Here is a 17,717-nt window from a genome sequence, read left to right on the forward strand (position 1 = left end):
ACGTTGGCACCGTCGCCGGGACGGCGCCCCTACGGGTGCTCCTCGCCCGGGGCGTCCGGCTCCACCCGGGGCGGGCCGGCCGTCGGGGCGTCGCGGAAACGACGGCGGTCACGGGCGCCCGGAGGAGCGTCGGCGAGCCGGATGACCGTGCCGTCGCGGCCCGCGACGACGGGCTTCCGCGAGCGGTCGGCCTTGGCCTGGTACTGGGCGGCGTCGGCGAGCCGGAAGAGGCGGCGGGCGGACCTGAGGGGGCCGATGGGGTCGCCGGTGGACGCGACCCCGCAGGCCACGCCCTCGCCGAGCTCCAGCTCCGCCGCCCGTACGCACAGCTCCTCGGCGACCGCGACGACCTCGTCCGCCGTCGGGCCGACGGTGAGGAGGCAGAACTCGTCGCCGCCCAGGCGGGCCGCGAGGGCGCCGGGGAGCATGGCGCCGCAGCGGGAGAGGACCGAGCCGAAGCGTTCGAGGAGGCGGTCGCCGACGGCGTGGCCGTGGGTGTCGTTGACGCGCTTGAGGCCGTTCAGGTCGCAGACCATGAGGCTCACGACGGAGCCGTCCACCCGATAGCGCTCGATGGCCTCGTCCAGACGGGTGTCGACGGCCCGCCGGTTGGCCAGCCCCGTCAGGGGGTCGGTGAAGGCCAGCTTGCGGACCTCCTCCAGGCGCTCGGCCTGGGCGATGCCGGCGGCGACGACCGCCGCGAGGACGGTCGCGAAGTCGGCGTCCGCACGACCGAAAGGTTTCTGCTCCGGTGGGCGGGCCACGTACAACTCCCCCCACGCGCGCCCGTGCAGCACGATCGGGGCGACCACGCAGCAGCCTCGCCCGCGCCGCCGCAGGCCCGTCACCCGGCTGGTCGGGACGGGGTCGGCGGCGGTCTCCACCCAGGCGTCGGGCTCGCCGCCGCCCGCCCACTGCTCGTGCAGGAACTCGGTGATCTCGGGGAACTGGTGCACCGGATACGTCTCCGAGTCCGGGAACTCCTCCTCGCCCACGGCCCGGTCCCCGGCGTTCACCAGGACCTTGAGGCGGCCGTGGTCCCGCTCCCAGACGGACAGGGCGGCGAAGCTCCCGTCGAGCCCCGCGCGGGCCCCGAGCGCCGCCGCCCGCCAGAACTCGCGCGGGGTGTGCGCCGCCGCCATCGCCTGCGCCAGCGCCACTACGGCCCGCAGCCGTCCGTCCTCACCCATTCCTCCAGCTTAGGGAGGTTTGATCCGTTTTCCCTACCGAGACGTCACGGTAAGTCACATTTGATACAAAACGGTAAGAATCACTCGCCCGGCCAGTTCGGCTTCCGCTTCTCGTTGAAGGCCGCCACGCCCTCCGCCCGGTCGCCCGAGAAGGCCACCGAACGCCAGGCCGCGTCCTCGACCTCCAGGCCCGCCCGCAGGTCCAGGCCCTGGCCGAGCCGCATCGCCTTCTTCGCCGCGCGCAGGCCGACCGGCGAGTTCGCCGCGATCCGCCCCGCGAGCTCCAGGGCCGCCGTCCGCGCGTCCTCCTCCAGGAGGTCGACGAGCCCGAGCTCGCGGGCCTCGGCCGCCTCCACCCGGCGGGCCGTGAAGACCAGCTCGGCGGCGCGCGCCGCGCCCACCCGGCGCGGGAGCAGCTGCGTACCGCCGCCGCCGGGGATCACGCCCACGGAGACCTCGGGGAGGCCGACGACGGCGGTCGCGTCGGCCACGATGACGTCACAGGAGAGCGCCAGCTCGAAGCCGCCGCCGAGGGCGAAGCCGTGCACGGCCGCGACGGTCGGCATCGGCAGCTCCAGGACGCCGGTGTAGGCGGCGCGGGCGGTGGGGCGCTGGCGGACGAGCTCGGCGTCGGTGAAGGAGTTGCGCTCCTTGAGGTCGGCGCCGACGCAGAAGGCGCGGTCGTTCGAGGAGGTCAGGACGGTGACGCGGACCCCGGGGTCGGCGGCGAGGGCGTCGCAGGCCGCGCCGATGGAGCGGGCCATCTCGGAGGAGACCGCGTTCATGGCCTTGGGCCGGTCGAGGACCAGCTCCGCGACGTGACCGTCCTTCCGGACCACCACGAACTCACCAAAGCGCTGCTCGGACATGACCGCACACCCTCCCGGTTCAGGCCTGTTAACGGGTGTTAACAGGCGTTCACCGGGAGATCCTAGGGCCTGGCGGCCGGATCCGGCCGCCAGGCCCTAGGTCGGGCGGCGGCTCAGGAGCCAGGGCTCCACGACGCCGAGGCCGCGGACCGGGCGCTGCCACATGGGCTGGAGCGCGAAGCGGTACGCGGCGGGCCGGCGGCCCTCCTTCTCCGCGCGGGCCGCCTCCTCGGCCGCCTCCGTCTCCGAGACCGGCGCCTCGCCCGTACGGGTCAGCTCCTCCGCGAGCGCGCTGTCGACCAGGACGGCGTCCTTCGGCGCTATGGAGGTGAGCCGGCTGGCCAGGTTCACGGTGGTGCCGAAGACATCGCCCATGCGGGTGGTCACCGTGCCGAAGGCGATGCCGACCCGGAGCGCCGGCATGGTCTCGTCGTGGCTGAGGGTCTCGATCAGCCGCAGCGCGATCTCGGCGGCGATGCCGGCGTCGTCGGCGGCGTACAGCACCTCGTCGCCGAGGGTCTTGATGAGCCGGCCGCCGTGCGCGGCGACCAGGTCGGCGCAGGTGGTCTCGAAGGCCTCGACGAGCTCGCCGAGCTCCTCCTCCTCCAGACGGCGGGTGAGCCGGGTGAAGCCGACGAGGTCCGCGAAGCCGACGGCGAGCCGGCGGTCGACCATCTCCTCGTCGTCGGCGGCCTGGACGACCCGGCCGGTGGCGGCGGCGAGCTGCCGGCGCCACACGTAGATCAGGAACTCCTCCAGCTCGGGCAGGAGCAGCTCGACCAGCGGGTACGTGACCTCGGTGCGGGTCATGCCGGGCTCGGGCGGCTCGGTGAGGCCCTCCAGGAAGGAGTCGATCTGCCACTCGGCGAGCCGGGCGGTGGTCTGTCCGGTGGAACGGGCGACCTGCACGGCCATCGGCTCGCTGAGCAGCCCGGCCTCGACGAGACCGGCGAGCCGCCGCAGGGCGAGGACGTCGGCCTCGGTGAGCGCCTTGGCCTGGCCGATGTCGGCGAAGCCCATGGCCCGCCAGAAGCGGGAGGCCAGCTCCATGGAGACGCCGGCGGTGCGGGCGGCCTGGAAGGGGGTGTAGCGGCGGTCGGCGCCGAGGATGAGCTGTTCGAGGCGGATGGCGAGGGGGTCGTGGGTGGGCTCGACCGTGTGGTCGACCTCGTGGTGGGGGGTGGGATAGGTCGGCGGTTCGGCCGGCTGGTCGCCGCCTCCCGCGTTCGCGTCGTCGACGGTCACCGGCCGCCTCCTGCCCGTTCCCTGCCCACTTGTCCTGCCGATCTGTCGCCATCGATCGCGGTCAACGATACGGCAGCTGTGCGCTGGGTCACGCGCGAACGGTCGCCGCCGGGTGCCGCGCGACGCCCGGGCCCTCCTGGTGAACGGCCTGGAGGGCGCCGCGCCCGTCAGGGGCGTGCCCACCCGTTCCGCCCCGCGGAACGATCGCCCGCACCTGCGTCTACGTCCGCAGGTGGACGATGTCGCCCGCTCCCACCGCTTCCGTGCCGCCGCCCTCCGTGGCGACGACCAGGCGTCCGTCGCCGTCCAGGGCCACGGCCTCTCCCTCCAGCATGCGCTCGCCGGGCAGCTCGGCGCGGACGCGGCGGCCGAGGGTGGCGCAGCCGGCCGCGTAGGCCTCCTGGAGGCCGGAGGCGGCGGGGTCGCCGTCGGCCCGCACCCAGTCGCCGTAGTGGTCGGCGAGGGAGCGCAGGACGGCCCGCAGGAGGGTGTCGCGGTCCGTGGAGACCGCGTCGGCGAGGAGGAGGGAGCCGGCTCCCGGAACGGGCAGCTCGTCCTCGCGGAGGGTGACGTTGATGCCGAGGCCGACGACGATGGCGTCGGCGCCGGCGCGCTCGGCGAGGATGCCGCCGGTCTTGCGTTCCTCGCCCGCGACGGAAACCAGGAGGTCGTTGGGCCACTTGAGGGAGATGTCGACGCCGGCGGCCTTCGCGAGGCCGGTGGCGGCGGCCACGCCGGTGAGCAGCGGGAGCCAGCCCCAGCGGTGGACGGGCACGGCGGGCTTGAGGAGGACGGAGAGGAAGAGCCCGGAGCGGGCGGGCGCGGTCCAGGTGCGGTCGAGCCGGCCGCGGCCCGAGGTCTGCTCCTCGGCCACGAGCACCGCGCCTTCGGGCAGTTCGTCGGCCCGGGCGGCGAGATCGCTGTTGGTGGAGCCGGTGCCGGTGACCACGTCGAGGGAGGTCCACAGGCTGTCGGGGAGGACGAGCGCACGGCGCAGCGCGGTGGCGTTCAGCGGGGGCCGGTCGAGGTCGGACCAGGGTCCGCCGGAGCCTTGGGAGGTCGTCATGCAAGCCAGACTAGGTGTGGCAAAGACCGCAGTGCCGAACCGTATCGCCGTCGATACTCTACGGGTCAGTAGGCCAGCAGTAGCCCATTCGTAGTCAACGAACCCCCCGTGACCAGGCAGGGAGCCGCATCCCGATGTCCGAGCCGGCAGAGCAGTACGAGATCGACATTCACACGACCGCGGGCAAGATCGCGGACCTCAAGCGCCGTATCGACGAGGCCACGCACGCCGGCTCGGAGCGCGCGGTGGAGAAGCAGCACGCCAAGGGCAAGCTGACCGCGCGCGAGCGGATCGCCCTCCTCCTGGACGAGGATTCGTTCGTGGAGCTGGACGAGCTCGCCCGGCACCGCTCGACCAACTTCGGCCTGGAGAAGAACCGGCCGTACGGAGACGGTGTGGTCACCGGTTACGGCACGGTGGACGGCCGTCCGGTCGCCGTGTTCTCGCAGGACTTCACGGTCTTCGGCGGCGCGCTGGGCGAGACGTACGGTCAGAAGATCATCAAGGTGATGGACTTCGCGCTGAAGACCGGCTGCCCGGTCATCGGCATCAACGACTCCGGCGGCGCCCGCATCCAGGAGGGCGTGAGCGCGCTCGGCATGTACGGCGAGATCTTCCGCCGCAACACGCACGCCTCCGGGGTGATCCCGCAGATCTCCCTGATCGTCGGCCCCGCCGCGGGCGGCGCGGTGTACTCCCCCGCGATCACCGACTTCACCGTGATGGTGGACCAGACCTCGCACATGTTCATCACCGGTCCCGACGTCATCAAGACGGTGACCGGCGAGGACGTGGGCTTCGAGGAGCTGGGCGGCGCCCGGACGCACAACTCGACCTCCGGCGTGGCGCACCACCTGGCGGGTGACGAGAAGGACGCGATCGAGTACGTCAAGTCCCTGCTCTCGTACCTCCCGTCGAACAACCTCTCGGAGCCGCCGGCCTTCCCGGAGGTCGCGGAGACCGGGGTGACGGACGAGGACCGGGAGCTCGACACGCTGATCCCGGACTCGGCGAACCAGCCGTACGACATGCACAAGGTCATCGAACACGTCCTCGACGACGGCGAGTTCCTGGAGACCCAGGCACTGTTCGCGCCGAACATCGTGACCGGCTTCGGCCGGGTCGAGGGCTTCCCGGTGGGCGTGGTCGCCAACCAGCCGATGCAGTTCGCCGGCTGCCTGGACATCAACGCCTCGGAGAAGGCCGCGCGGTTCGTCCGGACGTGTGACGCCTTCAACATCCCGGTGCTGACGTTCGTGGACGTGCCGGGCTTCCTGCCGGGCGTGGACCAGGAGTACGGCGGCATCATCCGGCGCGGCGCGAAGCTGATCTACGCGTACGCGGAGGCGACGGTCCCGCTGATCACGGTCATCACCCGGAAGGCCTTCGGCGGCGCGTACGACGTCATGGGCTCCAAGCACCTGGGCGCCGACCTGAACCTGGCGTGGCCGACGGCGCAGATCGCGGTCATGGGCGCGCAGGGCGCGGTGAACATCCTGCACCGCCGGACGATCGCCGAGGCGGAGGCGAACGGCGAGGACGTGGAGGCGGTCCGCGCCCGGCTCATCCGGGAGTACGAGGACACCCTGCTCAACCCGTACACGGCGGCCGAGCGCGGTTACATCGACGGCGTGATCCTGCCGTCGGACACGCGCCCGCAGATCGTGAAGGGCCTGCGTCAGCTCCGCACGAAGCGGGAATCCCTGCCTCCGAAGAAGCACGGCAACATCCCGCTCTAGACCCTCCGGACCCTCAAGGAGCCGACATGATCAAGGTCGTACGAGGCAACCCGACTCCGGAGGAGTTGGCCGCCGCACTGGCGGTGGTTCAAGCCCGGGCCGCGGCCACGGCGGCGGCGTCCGCCGAGGCGGGCGGCCCGGCGGTACCGGAGGGGTGGTCGGACCCCTCCCGTATCGCACGGGCGGTACGGCAGCGACCGGGCCCGCGGGCCTGGGCGCGGTCGTACTGGCCCGTGTAGACGTCGCGGTACGGGAAAGGCCGGACCCCTTGTGCGGGAGGTCCGGCCTTTCGCATGCCGCTCCTCACGTCCGCGCAGGGCGGAGGAAGAGGCCGGAGAGCACGGCTCCGGCGGCGACGACGGCGGCGTTGACGAGGACCGCGCGGCCGATGCCGTCGAGGAGCACGGGCGCGGTGACGACGACGGCGCTCATGACCGGCGTGCCCATGGTGATGCCGATCTGCTGGGTCATGGTCGCGAGTCCGGTCGCCATGCCCTGCTCGGCGTCGGGCAGCCCCGAGGTGGCGGTGACCATGAAGCCGACGATCGCGAGCATGTTGCCGACGCCGCCGGCGAAGGTCGCGGCGAGCAGCAGGGCGAGGCCGCCGCGGTCGTCGCCGAGGCCGTACAGGGCGAGCGTGGCGGCTGCCTGGAGGAGGCCGCCGGAGACGAGGGCGGCGCGGGCGCCGAAGCGGCCGATGAAGCGGGAGGCGGCCACTCCGCCGAGGACCGTGCCGGCGCCGAGGACGCCGAAGGAGAGCCCGGCGGCGAGCGGCGAGAAGCCCAGGACGTCCTGGAGGTACAGGGTCATCAGGAAGACCAGCGAGGTCTCGGTGACGAAGGCGACGAGCCCGGCGAGGTTGCCCCAGACGACCGTGCGGCGCTTCAGGACGTGGATCGGGACGAGGGGCGAGGCGGCCCGCCGTTCGACGAGCAGGAACGCGGCGAGGAGTGCGGCGCCGGCGGTGAGGGCGGTGAGCGCCGTGGGGTCGGTCCAGCCGTGCTCGCCGGTGACGGCCAGGCCGTAGACGAGGGCGAGGAGTCCGCCGGTGACGGTGACGGCGCCGGGCACGTCGAGGCGGGGCCGGACGACGGGGCGGCTCTCCTTCAGTACGGCGGGGGCGACGAGGAGCACGGCGAGGGCCACCGGGACGTTGACGAGGAAGGCCCAGCGCCAGGAGAGCAGGTCGGTGAGGACGCCGCCGAGGATCGCGCCGGTGGTGAAGCCCGCGGACATGAGGGCGCCGTTCAGACCGAGCGCCCGGGCCCGCAGCGGGCCCTCGGGGAAGGAGGAGGTGAGCAGGGAGAGCCCGGCGGGGGTGACGGCGGCGGTGGCGAGGCCCTGGGCGACGCGGGCGGCCATCAGCGTCTCGGGGCCGCCGGCGAGGCCGCCCACGAGGGAGGAGGCGCCGAGGAGGGCCATGCCGCCGAGGAAGAGGCGGCGGCGCCCGACCAGGTCGGCGACGCGCCCGAAGAGGAGGGTGAATCCGGCGGCGGCCAGGGCGAAGGCGGTGGCGATCCACTGGAGGCCGCCGAGCGTGAAGCCGAGCCCCTCGCCGATGACGGGCAGGGCGACGTTCAGGATCGAGAAGTCGACGGCCAGCATGAACTGGGCGAGGAGGAGGACGACGAGGACGAGCCGCATCCGCCCGGTCATCCGCGCGCCGTCGCGGTCCGGGGGTGTGGAGGTGGACGCGGTCGTGGAGGCGGATGTGGACGCTGGGAGATCGAGGGCGGCCATGCGTACGACCCCTTAATGGGAGATTAGTTCCGTTAAGATGTCCCGTACCGTAGCAGAGTCGATGGCGTTAATGGAACAGGAGACCCGTTTGACTGAGAGCCGGCCGGCCACGCCCGGCACCACGCGCCCCGGCGGCCGCACCGCGAAGGTCCGCAGGGCGGTCCTCGACGCCACCCTGGAGGCCCTCGCCGCCACCGGCTTCCACGCCCTGAACATGGACCGGATCGCCGCGGGCGCCGGCGTCGGGAAGACCACCGTCTACCGCCGCTGGGGATCCCCCGTCGGCCTGGTCACCGACCTCCTGCACGACATGGCCGAGCAGTCGCTCCCCGCCTCCGACACCGGCAGCCTCGCGGGCGACCTGCGGGCCAACGCCGAACTCGTCCGGGCCACCCTCGCCGACCCCCGGATGGGCGCCGTCTTCCGCGCGGTCATCGCCGCCGCGGCCTGCGACGAGGAGTGCGCCCGCGCCCTCGCCGGCTTCTACCGGACCCGGCTGGCCGAATGGGCCCCGGTCGTCGCCAAGGGCACGGCACGCGGCGAGATCCCGGCGGGGACGGACCCCGTGGAACTGCTCCGCGCCGTCTCCGCGCCGCTCTACTACCGCTTCGCGGTCACCCGCGAGGAGCTCGACGCGGCCGTCGCGGAAAGGGCGGTGACGGCGGCGCTCGCGGCCGCGCGGGACGGGGTGTTCGTACGGACGTGAACCTCCCGGGGACGGGACGTCCGCCCCGAATAGTCCTTCCGCACCGGGGGGCCTGAGTATCCGTACTCAGGCGCCCCGCCCGCCCCGCGCGCAGGATCGGAGGCATGCTGTGGTCCGACCCGAAGAACCAGCCGCCCAAGTTCCTGCGCGACATGCAGGCGATGCTCCGCCGCACGGGCGTGCTGCTGGCGCTGGCGATGGTGGTGGCGATGTTCGTCGCCAGCGCCCGCTGACCGCTCGCACAGCCGTACGCACGCGTGCGCGCGGTCCGGTCACGCGCGCGTGCGTGTGCCACGAGGTCCGCCACGCGCGCGCGTACCCCGCCACTGGCTACGCTGCCCCCATGACTGCTGATCCGCGCCGTGTCGTGCTCGCCTCCGCCTCCCCCGCCCGGCTCGGTCTGCTCCGGCAGGCCGGACTCGCCCCCGAGGTGATCGTGAGCGGCGTCGACGAGGACAAGGTCCACGCCCCGACCCCGGCCGAACTCGCGCTGGCCCTCGCGGAGGCGAAGGCCGCTCATGTCGCCGCCCGGCCCGAGGTGTTCGGCGCGCTCGTCATCGGCTGCGACTCGGTCCTGGAGCTCGACAAGCAGGCCCTCGGCAAGCCGGCCGACGCCGAGGAGGCCACCGCCCGCTGGAAGGCGATGCGCGGCCGGGTCGGCATCCTCCAGACCGGCCACTGCGTCTACGACACGGCCGCCAAGCGCTTCGAGTCGGCGACGGCCTCCACCGTGGTCCGCTTCGGCGAGCCGACGGACGAGGAGATCGCCGCGTACGTGGCCAGCGGCGAACCGCTGCACGTGGCGGGCGCGTTCACCCTGGACGGCCGCTCGGCGCCGTTCATCGACGGCATCGACGGCGATCCGGGCAATGTGATCGGCCTGTCCCTGCCGCTCCTGCGCCGGCTCCTGCGCAAGCTGGACGTGGAGATCACCGACCTCTGGGCCTGACGGCCGGCGAGGGCGCCAGGGGGTGTCCTGCCCTCGCGGGACGGACGGGAGTTCGACGGCGGGGCCTACGCGGGCGCCGGTGCCTCCTCGGCGGCGTCGGTGCCCTTCTCGTACCCCTCGCCGTACGCCACCAGGGTGAGGACGACCAGCCCGAGCACGGTCACGAGGAAGGCGAAGACGCCCCAGCCGAGGAGGGCGACGGCGACCGCGCCGAGGACGCCGTGGGCGATCGCGCAGCCGATGAGGAGCGCCCGGCCGAGGCGGCCCGGCCGGCGGTCGCGGACGCCCGCGAGGAGGGCGACGAGGGCGCAGAGGGCGAGGGCGACGCCGGAGGCGATGCCGAGGCCCCAGGTGCCGGCGACCATCGCGTCGGGGTCCATGCCGTCGAGGGACATCGACTGGGCCTCCAGGAAGCCCGCCATGACGGCGTTGATCGCGACGATGCCGGGCGCCTCGAGGAAGAGCACCGCGGCCGTCACGAGCGCTATCGGTCTGCGGGCCACCTCGGCCACCCCCTGGATTCACCTGTTACCGGCAGTACGGTCGACAGCGCGAAGGCTACTGGCCGGTAAACCCTCGGACAAGGGTTCGCACACGGCGGGCGACGGCGGGGAGCTGACGGACGGTCGGGCAAAGAATCGTTGGGCCATTCGTAGGGACTCCACAAAGAAACCCGAATGGGCCCTGGCCGCATGAACAGAGACCTGCGCCACACCTCGGAGCTACTGTGCCGTCAAGGAACCCTGCGTACCGTGGTGCGACAAGGGAATTCACGACCCGAGCGGGCCCGTGGTCACGCTCCGTGTGGGCAAGCTCACCACTGGGGACGGGTCGAAAGGCCGTGTCGGCAGTCCCTAAACTCAGCTTGTTTCAAGGAGGGAGCCATCGTGCGCAAGGTGCTCATCGCCAACCGTGGCGAAATCGCTGTCCGTGTGGCCCGGGCGTGCCGGGACGCGGGTATCGGCAGCGTGGCCGTGTACGCCGAGCCGGACCGGGACGCTCTGCACGTCCGGGCGGCCGACGAGGCGTTCGCCCTGGGCGGTGACACTCCGGCCACCAGCTACCTGGACATGGCCAAGGTCCTGCAGGCCGCGAAGGACTCGGGCGCGGACGCCGTCCACCCGGGTTACGGATTCCTCTCCGAGAACGCGGAGTTCGCGCAGGCGGTGCTGGACGCCGGTCTGACCTGGATCGGCCCGCCGCCGCAGGCGATCCGGGACCTGGGCGACAAGGTCGCCGCCCGTCACATCGCGCAGCGCGCCGGCGCCCCGCTGGTCGCCGGCACCCCGGACCCGGTCTCGGGTGCCGAGGAGGTCGTGGCCTTCGCCGAGGAGCACGGCCTGCCGATCGCGATCAAGGCCGCGTTCGGCGGTGGCGGCCGCGGCCTGAAGGTCGCCCGCACCCTCGAAGAGGTGCCGGAGCTGTACGACTCCGCCGTCCGCGAGGCCGTCGCCGCCTTCGGCCGCGGCGAGTGCTTCGTCGAGCGCTACCTCGACAAGCCCCGTCACGTCGAGACGCAGTGCCTGGCCGACTCGCACGGCAACGTGGTCGTCGTCTCGACCCGTGACTGCTCGCTGCAGCGGCGTCACCAGAAGCTGGTCGAGGAGGCCCCCGCGCCGTTCCTGACCCAGGAGCAGAACGAGCAGCTGTACGCGGCGTCGAAGGCGATCCTGAAGGAGGCCGGCTACGTCGGCGCCGGCACGGTCGAGTTCCTCGTCGGTCTCGACGGCACGATCTCCTTCCTGGAGGTCAACACCCGTCTGCAGGTCGAGCACCCGGTGACCGAGGAGGTCACGGGCCTCGACCTGGTGCGCGAGATGTTCCGCATCGCCGACGGCGAGGAGCTCGGCTACGGCGACCCGGAGATCCGCGGTCACTCCTTCGAGTTCCGCATCAACGGCGAGGACCCGGGCCGCAACTTCCTGCCCGCCCCCGGCACGGTCACCCTCTTCCAGCCGCCGACCGGCCCGGGCGTCCGTCTCGACGCGGGCGTGGAGTCCGGCTCGGTGATCGGCCCGGCCTGGGACTCGCTCCTGGCCAAGCTGATCGTCACCGGCGCCACCCGCGAGCAGGCGCTGCAGCGCGCCGCCCGCGCCCTGGCGGAGTTCAAGGTCGAGGGCATGGCGACGGCGATCCCGTTCCACCAGGCCGTCGTGGTCGACCCCGACTTCACCGCCGACCCGTTCAAGATCCACACGCGCTGGATCGAGACGGAGTTCGTCAACGAGATCAAGCCGTTCGCCCCGGCCGGCGCCGAGTCGGACGAGGACGAGGCGGGCCGCGAGACGATCGTCGTCGAGGTCGGCGGCAAGCGCCTGGAGGTCTCCCTGCCGTCCTCGCTCGGCATGACGCTGGCGCGCACGGGCCTGGCGGCCGGTGCGAAGCCGAAGCGGCGCGCGGCCAAGAAGTCCGGCCCGACCGCTTCCGGCGACACCCTCGCGTCCCCGATGCAGGGCACGATCGTGAAGGTCGCGGTCGAGGAGGGCCAGGAGGTCAAGGAGGGCGACCTGATCGTCGTCCTGGAGGCCATGAAGATGGAGCAGCCGCTCAACGCCCACCGCTCCGGCACCGTCAAGGGCCTGAGCGCCGAGGTCGGCGCCTCCGTCACCTCCGGTGCCGCCATCTGCGACATCAAGGACTGATCCGTCGCGACCAGTACGGTACGAAGGGCCCGCAGGCAGTCGCCTGCGGGCCCTTCGTCGAGGGGACCTCGCACATGCGCGCCGACGCACGCCGCAACCACGAGCGACTGCTCATCGAAGCCCGCGCCGCCTTCGCCGAGCAGGGCGCGGACGCGCCCCTGGAGGAGGTCGCGCGCCGCGCGGGCGTCGGGATCGGCACCCTCTACCGCCACTTCCCCACCCGTGCCGACCTGCTGAACGCGGTCTTCCAGGAGGCGCTGGCCGAACTGCTCGACCGCTCGCGGGAACTGGCCGGGGCCGATGAGCCGTGCCGGGCGCTCGTGGAGTGGCTGCGGGCCCTGATCGCCCACGCGGGTGAGTACCGGGGGCTCGCACACGCGCTGATGTCCGCCTCGTACGACCGGAGTTCGGCCCTGGCGCGGTGCAGCGATCCGCTGCGCGCGGCGGGCGAGCGGCTGCTCGAAAGGGCCCGGAAGGCGGGGCAGGTACGCGCCGACGTGTCGATCGGCGACCTGATGCAACTGACCAACGCGATCGCGCTGGCGGCGGAGCAGTGCCCGGAGGACGCGCTTCTGGCGGACCGCCTGCTCGCGCTGACGCTTCGGGGACTCAAGGGGTGAACGGAGTGGCCGGACGGCGTGGGACCCCTGGGGGAGGGTCCCTCGGGCTGCTTCAGCGGCGGCGCATGTCCGCGACCCGGGCCGTGCGCTCCAGCGTCTCCGCGGCCATTCCGCCGCCCGGCCCCCGGAACTGACCGGCCGCCATCCGTCCGCGCTGGACGGGGAGCGGCACGTCACGGCGGGGCCGGGCGCCCGGGGGGACCTGCTCACCACCGGCGGGCCCGGTGGCCGTGCCCGTACCGGCGACGGCGATCTGCACGCCCTGGTCGGCGAGGGCCTGGAGCTCGGTGGCGGCCCGCTCGTCGTGGGCGGGGGGCTCGTCGGTCACCAGGCGGGTGATGACGTCCGTCGGCACCGTCTGGAACATGGTGTCGGAGCCGAGCTTGGTGTGGTCGGCGAGGACCACGACCTCGGCCGCCGCCTGCACGAGCGCCCGGTCCACGCTCGCGGAGAGCATGTTGGACGTGGACAGGCCGCGCTCGGCGGTCAGACCGCTTCCGGAGAGGAAGGCCCGGGAGACCCGGAGCCCCTGGAGCGACTGCTCGGCCCCGCTGCCGACGAGGGCGTAGTTCGAGCCGCGCAGGGTGCCGCCGGTCATGACGACCTCGACCCGGTTGGCGTGGGCGAGTGCCTGGGCGACGAGCAGGGAGTTGGTGACCACGGTCAGGCCGGGCACGCGGGCGAGCCGGCGGGCCAGCTCCTGCGTGGTCGTCCCGGCGCCGACGACGATGGCCTCGCCCTCTTCGACGAGGCTCGCGGCGACGTCGGCGATGGCCGTCTTCTCCGCCGTGGCGAGATGGGATTTCTGCGGGAAGCCGGATTCTCGCGTGAATCCGCCCGGCAACACCGCACCGCCGTGGCGGCGGTCGAGGAGTCCTTCTGCCTCGAGGGCCCGTACGTCTCTCCGTACGGTCACTTCAGAGGTCTGGACGACGCGGGCGAGCTCGCGGAGCGACACGGCCCCATTGGCTCGCACCATTTCGAGGATCAACTGGCGACGTTCTGCAGCGAACACGAAACTGACAGTAACGTGACCGGCCGATACTTTTCAGCACTATGCGCCGAATTGCAGAAGATGCGCACGGACGGGGCCTCCAAGTGGTATGGGAGACCCCGTCGTTGATCGTCGTATGCCCCGCCTTGCCGGGGGTTGTCCGAGTCGGCGAACCGTTCCCGCAGGCGGGGACCCGAACGGGGCGGCGCCTCAGGCCTCGCCGGTCGCCTTTCGGGTGTGCAACTGCCGTGCCACTTCAGCGATCGAGCCCGACAGGGAGGGGTACACGGTGAAAGCATTTGCGATCTGTTCGACCGTCAGATTGTTGTCGACCGCGATCGAGATCGGATGGATCAGTTCGCTGGCCTTCGGCGCGACGACGCAGCCGCCGACCACGATGCCGGTGCCCGGACGGCAGAAGATCTTCACGAAGCCGTCCCGGATGCCCTGCATCTTCGCGCGGGGGTTGCGCAGCAGCGGCAGCTTGACGACCTTGGCGTCGATCTTGCCCGCGTCCACGTCGGCCTGGGTGTAGCCGACGGTGGCGATCTCGGGGTCGGTGAAGACGTTCGAGGAGACCGTCTTCAGGTTCAGCGGGGCCACCGCGTCGCCGAGGAAGTGGTACATCGCGATCCGGCCCTGCATGGCGGCGACCGAGGCGAGCGCGAAGACGCCCGTGACGTCGCCGGCCGCGTAGACGCCGGGGGCGGTCGTACGGGAGACCTTGTCGGTCCAGATGTGACCGGAGTCCTTCAGCTTGACCCCGGCCTCCTCCAGGCCCATTCCGGCCGAGTTCGGGATCGCGCCGACGGCCATCAGGCAGTGGGTGCCGGAGATGACCCGGCCGTCGGAGAGGGTGACCTCGACGCGGTCGCCGACCCGCTTCGCGGACTCGGCGCGGGAGCGGGCCATGACGTTCATGCCGCGGCGCCGGAAGACGTCCTCCAGGACGGCGGCGGCGTCCGGGTCCTCACCGGGCAGGACGCGGTCGCGGGAGGAGACGAGGGTGACCCGGGAGCCGAGCGCCTGGTAGGCGCCGGCGAACTCGGCGCCGGTGACGCCGGAACCGACCACGATGAGCTCCTCGGGGAGCTCCTTCAGGTCGTAGACCTGCGTCCAGTTCAGGATGCGCTCGCCGTCCGGCTTGGCGTCGGGCACCTCGCGCGGGTGGCCGCCGGTCGCGATCAGCACCGCGTCGGCGGTCAGCGTCTCCTCGGTGCCGTCGGCGGCGGTGACGACCACCTGACGGGAACCGTCCACCGCCTGGCGGCCGTCGAGCCGGCCGCGGCCGCGCAGGACCCGGGCGCCGGCCCGGGTGACGGAGGCGGTGATGTCGTGGGACTGGGCGAGCGCGAGGCGCTTCACCCGTCGGTTCACCTTGCCGAGGTCCACGCCGACGACCCGGGCCGCCTGCTCGACGTGCGGGGTGTCGTCCGCGACGATGATGCCCAGCTCCTCGTAGGAGGAGTCGAACGTGGTCATCACCTCGGCGGTGGCGATCAGGGTCTTGGAGGGGACGCAGTCGGTCAGGACGGACGCGCCGCCGAGGCCGTCGGTGTCGACGACGGTCACCTCCGCGCCGAGTTGGGCGCCCACCAGGGCCGCCTCGTATCCGCCGGGTCCGCCGCCGATGATCACGATCCGGGTCACTGGGATCTACGCCTCGCGCTCTCGTTCTGCCGGGGGGTCCCCCCGCTGGGGTGCAGTGCGTACGCCATTGTCCCGCACGCTTCAAGTGCGTAGCCCATTCTCCCGCACTCCCGGCGCGGCCTCGCGTCGGGGCCTGCCGAAGGGGGCGCGCGGACACCCGGGCGGCCCGCCCCCGGGACCCGCGGGGTCCCGCCCGGGCCCCGCGCCCGGGCCCGGGCGGCCCCACCTCGGGTTTCGCCGGGCACCCCGTCCCCTCCCGTACCCTCGGTCCCATGTCGCTCTACGCCGCTTTCGCCGGCAACCTCGACGCGCGGCTGATGAGCCGCCGCGCACCGCACTCCCCGCTGCGCGGCACCGGCTGGCTGAACGGCTGGCGGCTCACCTTCGGCGGCGAGCAGATGGGCTGGGAGGGAGCGCTCGCCACGATCGTGGAGGCCCCGCGCTCCCAGGTCTTCGTGGCGCTGTACGACATCGCGCCGATGGACGAGGACGCCATGGACCGGTGGGAGGGCGTGGGCCTCGACATCTACCGGCGGATGCGGGTGCGGGTGCACACCCTGGACGGGGAGGAGCCGGCCTGGGTGTACGTCCTCAACGCGTACGAGGGCGGGCTGCCGTCCGCGCGGTACCTGGGCGAGGTCGCCGACGCGGCCGAGTCGGCGGGCGCGCCGCACGACTACGTGATGGAGTTGCGCAAGCGCCCCTGCTGATCCGGGCCGGCCGCCGGGGGGCCTGTCGCTCCGTCCGGATGGCCGATTTCCGCCGTTCGTCGGAAACGACAAGACAACGATCGCATGTCCGTCAGCATCGTCATCTACGCGCGTAGGAATTCTCCGGCTACGCTGCTTCGCGTACCAAATCCGTCCGGGGTTCCCCTCGGACCCCCCTCCCCGAGGCGAGAGAGTCAGTGAACGCAACTGCCACCCCGTACGAGGCCGCCGAGGCCGCTGCCGCACGTCTTCGCGAGCTGACCGGTGTCGAGAACCACGACGTGGCCCTGGTCATGGGCTCCGGCTGGGCGCCCGCCGTCGACGCCCTCGGCGCCCCCGAGGCCGAGTTCCCGGTGACCGAGCTCCCCGGCTTCCCCCCGCCGGCCGTCGAGGGCCACGGCGGCAAGGTCCGCTCGTACAAGATCGGTGAGAAGCGCGCGCTGGTCTTCCTCGGCCGCACCCACTTCTACGAGGGCCGGGGCGTCGCCTCCGTCGCCCACGGCGTCCGCACCGCCGTCGCCGCCGGCTGCAAGACCGTCGTCCTGACCAACGGCTGCGGCGGCCTCCGCGAGGGCATGCGCCCCGGCCAGCCCGTCCTCATCAGCGACCACATCAACCTGACGGCCGCCTCGCCGATCGTCGGCGCGAACTTCGTCGACCTCACCGACCTGTACTCGCCGCGCCTGCGCGCGCTGTGCAAGGAGGTCGACGAGACGCTGGAGGAGGGCGTGTACGTCCAGTTCCCCGGCCCGCACTACGAGACCCCGGCCGAGATCAACATGGTCCGCGTCATGGGCGGCGACCTCGTCGGCATGTCCACCGTCCTCGAGGCCATCGCGGCCCGCGAGGCCGGCGCCGAGGTCCTCGGCATCTCCCTCGTCACCAACCTGGCGGCGGGGCTCTCGGGCGAGCCGCTGAACCACGAGGAAGTGCTCCAGGCGGGGCGCGACTCGGCAGCGCGGATGGGCGAGCTGCTGACCCGGGTCCTCGACCGGATCTGAGTTCTCCCGGCGCTCCTCGCACCGGTCGGTCCCCCGGGGCCGGCCGGGCTTCGGAGCGCTGCGGCGGCCCCGACCGCCGGGCCGTCCGGCCCGCCGGGACCCGCCGCACGGGGCTTCCCCGCCCCTTCCCGAAACGGGGCTCCGCCCCGGGATCCGCGCCCCGGACTCCGGCGGGGCCGGAGTCCGGCCCTCCCGGGCCCCGCGCCGCCGGGCGCGGGCGAGTCCGGGGCCACGGCCGCAGGCCGTACGGGGGCCGGGGGCCCGCCCCCCGTTCGGGAAGGGGCGGGGTGGGGAAAGGCTCCGCGCAGCGGCCGCCCGCACGCCCCGGCCACCGGACCGCACCGCTCCCCCTCCCGCCCGCACACCCCGAAAGGCACACCACCGTGACGCAGGACGACCTCCTCGCCCGGGCCCAGGCGTGGCTCGCCGAGGACCCCGACCAGGAGACCCGCGACGAACTCGCCGCGCTCCTCGACCGCAACGCCACCGACGAGCTCGCCGTCCGCTTCGGCGGCACCCTGCAGTTCGGCACCGCCGGCCTCCGCGGCGAGCTCGGCGCCGGCCCCATGAGGATGAACCGCTCGGTCGTCATCCGG

Annotated in this window: 17 protein-coding genes and 1 pseudogene; 10 read left to right on the top strand and 8 right to left on the bottom strand. The window is 73.0% G+C overall.

What is annotated here, in order from left to right; genetic code table 11:
* Window positions 1-29 precede the first annotated feature (29 nt).
* The 4 genes from K7G60_RS28105 to K7G60_RS28120 all read right to left on the bottom strand — a co-directional run bounded on the left by K7G60_RS28105 (window position 30) and on the right by K7G60_RS28120 (window position 4,370).
* Entirely contained in the window at window positions 30-1,190 is a 1,161-nt protein-coding gene (locus K7G60_RS28105) for a GGDEF domain-containing protein (protein WP_225803758.1), read from the bottom strand.
* Window positions 1,191-1,270: 80 nt separating this feature from the next.
* Window positions 1,271-2,059: an enoyl-CoA hydratase/isomerase family protein gene (locus K7G60_RS28110; RefSeq protein ID WP_225803759.1), complete on the bottom strand. Its 789-nt coding sequence runs from the start codon at window positions 2,057-2,059 to the stop codon at window positions 1,271-1,273.
* A gap of 96 nt (window positions 2,060-2,155) precedes the next feature.
* Window positions 2,156-3,304 (bottom strand): adenylate/guanylate cyclase domain-containing protein, encoded by a 1,149-nt coding sequence (locus tag K7G60_RS28115; protein WP_225803760.1) that lies wholly within the window; start codon window positions 3,302-3,304, stop codon window positions 2,156-2,158.
* A 220-nt stretch (window positions 3,305-3,524) separates the two neighbouring features.
* Window positions 3,525-4,370: a biotin--[acetyl-CoA-carboxylase] ligase gene (locus K7G60_RS28120; RefSeq protein ID WP_225803761.1), complete on the bottom strand. Its 846-nt coding sequence runs from the start codon at window positions 4,368-4,370 to the stop codon at window positions 3,525-3,527.
* A gap of 134 nt (window positions 4,371-4,504) precedes the next feature.
* Between K7G60_RS28120 and K7G60_RS28125 the strand changes: the two genes are divergently transcribed.
* Together K7G60_RS28125 and K7G60_RS28130 are read left to right on the top strand one after the other, a co-directional pair.
* Window positions 4,505-6,109 carry an acyl-CoA carboxylase subunit beta gene (locus K7G60_RS28125; RefSeq protein ID WP_225803762.1) on the top strand — a complete coding sequence of 535 codons (1,605 nt, stop codon included), beginning with the start codon at window positions 4,505-4,507 and terminating at the stop codon, window positions 6,107-6,109.
* A 26-nt stretch (window positions 6,110-6,135) separates the two neighbouring features.
* Entirely contained in the window at window positions 6,136-6,348 is a 213-nt protein-coding gene (locus K7G60_RS28130; protein ID WP_030687388.1) for an acyl-CoA carboxylase epsilon subunit, read from the top strand.
* 64 nt (window positions 6,349-6,412) lie between these two features.
* On the opposite strand, the gene K7G60_RS28135 is transcribed toward K7G60_RS28130, so the two are convergent.
* Window positions 6,413-7,849, bottom strand: coding sequence for an MFS transporter (locus K7G60_RS28135; protein WP_225803763.1), 1,437 nt, complete (start codon window positions 7,847-7,849; stop codon window positions 6,413-6,415).
* 37 nt (window positions 7,850-7,886) lie between these two features.
* Between K7G60_RS28135 and K7G60_RS28140 the strand changes: the two genes are divergently transcribed.
* The 3 genes from K7G60_RS28140 to K7G60_RS28145 all read left to right on the top strand — a co-directional run bounded on the left by K7G60_RS28140 (window position 7,887) and on the right by K7G60_RS28145 (window position 9,504).
* Window positions 7,887-8,555, top strand: coding sequence for a TetR/AcrR family transcriptional regulator (locus K7G60_RS28140; RefSeq protein ID WP_374115701.1), 669 nt, complete (start codon window positions 7,887-7,889; stop codon window positions 8,553-8,555).
* Between the two features lie 104 nt (window positions 8,556-8,659).
* Window positions 8,660-8,788 carry a morphogenic membrane protein MmpB gene (gene mmpB / locus K7G60_RS38945; protein ID WP_093874383.1) on the top strand — a complete coding sequence of 43 codons (129 nt, stop codon included), beginning with the start codon at window positions 8,660-8,662 and terminating at the stop codon, window positions 8,786-8,788.
* 110 nt (window positions 8,789-8,898) lie between these two features.
* On the top strand, window positions 8,899-9,504 hold the full coding sequence (locus K7G60_RS28145) for a nucleoside triphosphate pyrophosphatase (RefSeq protein ID WP_030687394.1): 606 nt from the start codon (window positions 8,899-8,901) through the stop codon (window positions 9,502-9,504).
* A gap of 65 nt (window positions 9,505-9,569) precedes the next feature.
* On the opposite strand, the gene K7G60_RS28150 is transcribed toward K7G60_RS28145, so the two are convergent.
* Entirely contained in the window at window positions 9,570-10,007 is a 438-nt protein-coding gene (locus K7G60_RS28150) for a hypothetical protein (RefSeq protein WP_225803764.1), read from the bottom strand.
* 384 nt (window positions 10,008-10,391) lie between these two features.
* On the opposite strand from K7G60_RS28150, the gene K7G60_RS28155 reads away from it, so the two are divergent.
* Both K7G60_RS28155 and K7G60_RS28160 read left to right on the top strand, forming a co-directional pair.
* Window positions 10,392-12,146 carry a biotin carboxylase N-terminal domain-containing protein gene (locus tag K7G60_RS28155; protein WP_225803765.1) on the top strand — a complete coding sequence of 585 codons (1,755 nt, stop codon included), beginning with the start codon at window positions 10,392-10,394 and terminating at the stop codon, window positions 12,144-12,146.
* A gap of 74 nt (window positions 12,147-12,220) precedes the next feature.
* The gene (locus K7G60_RS28160) at window positions 12,221-12,766 is read left to right on the top strand and encodes a TetR/AcrR family transcriptional regulator (RefSeq protein WP_225803766.1); all 546 of its coding nucleotides are present in this window, start codon (window positions 12,221-12,223) and stop codon (window positions 12,764-12,766) included.
* Between the two features lie 52 nt (window positions 12,767-12,818).
* Here the strand turns inward: K7G60_RS28160 and K7G60_RS28165 are convergent, their stop codons facing one another.
* A complete protein-coding gene (locus K7G60_RS28165) occupies window positions 12,819-13,745 on the bottom strand; it encodes a DeoR/GlpR family DNA-binding transcription regulator (protein WP_374115702.1) in 927 nt (308 codons plus the stop codon).
* 225 nt (window positions 13,746-13,970) lie between these two features.
* Complete coding sequence (locus tag K7G60_RS28170; RefSeq protein ID WP_225803768.1) at window positions 13,971-15,410, bottom strand: NAD(P)H-quinone dehydrogenase; 1,440 nt, start codon at window positions 15,408-15,410, stop codon at window positions 13,971-13,973.
* A 272-nt stretch (window positions 15,411-15,682) separates the two neighbouring features.
* On the opposite strand from K7G60_RS28170, the gene K7G60_RS28175 reads away from it, so the two are divergent.
* The 3 genes and pseudogenes from K7G60_RS28175 to K7G60_RS28185 all read left to right on the top strand — a co-directional run.
* Entirely contained in the window at window positions 15,683-16,120 is a 438-nt protein-coding gene (locus K7G60_RS28175) for a gamma-glutamylcyclotransferase (RefSeq protein ID WP_225803769.1), read from the top strand.
* A gap of 197 nt (window positions 16,121-16,317) precedes the next feature.
* A complete protein-coding gene (locus K7G60_RS28180) occupies window positions 16,318-17,121 on the top strand; it encodes a purine-nucleoside phosphorylase (RefSeq protein ID WP_030687411.1) in 804 nt (267 codons plus the stop codon).
* Between the two features lie 383 nt (window positions 17,122-17,504).
* Window positions 17,505-17,717 (top strand): annotated as a pseudogene (locus tag K7G60_RS28185) (phospho-sugar mutase); the annotation flags it as partial.

The organism is Streptomyces sp. NK15101 (assembly GCF_020400725.1).
Taxonomy (GTDB): Bacteria; Actinomycetota; Actinomycetes; order Streptomycetales; family Streptomycetaceae; genus Streptomyces.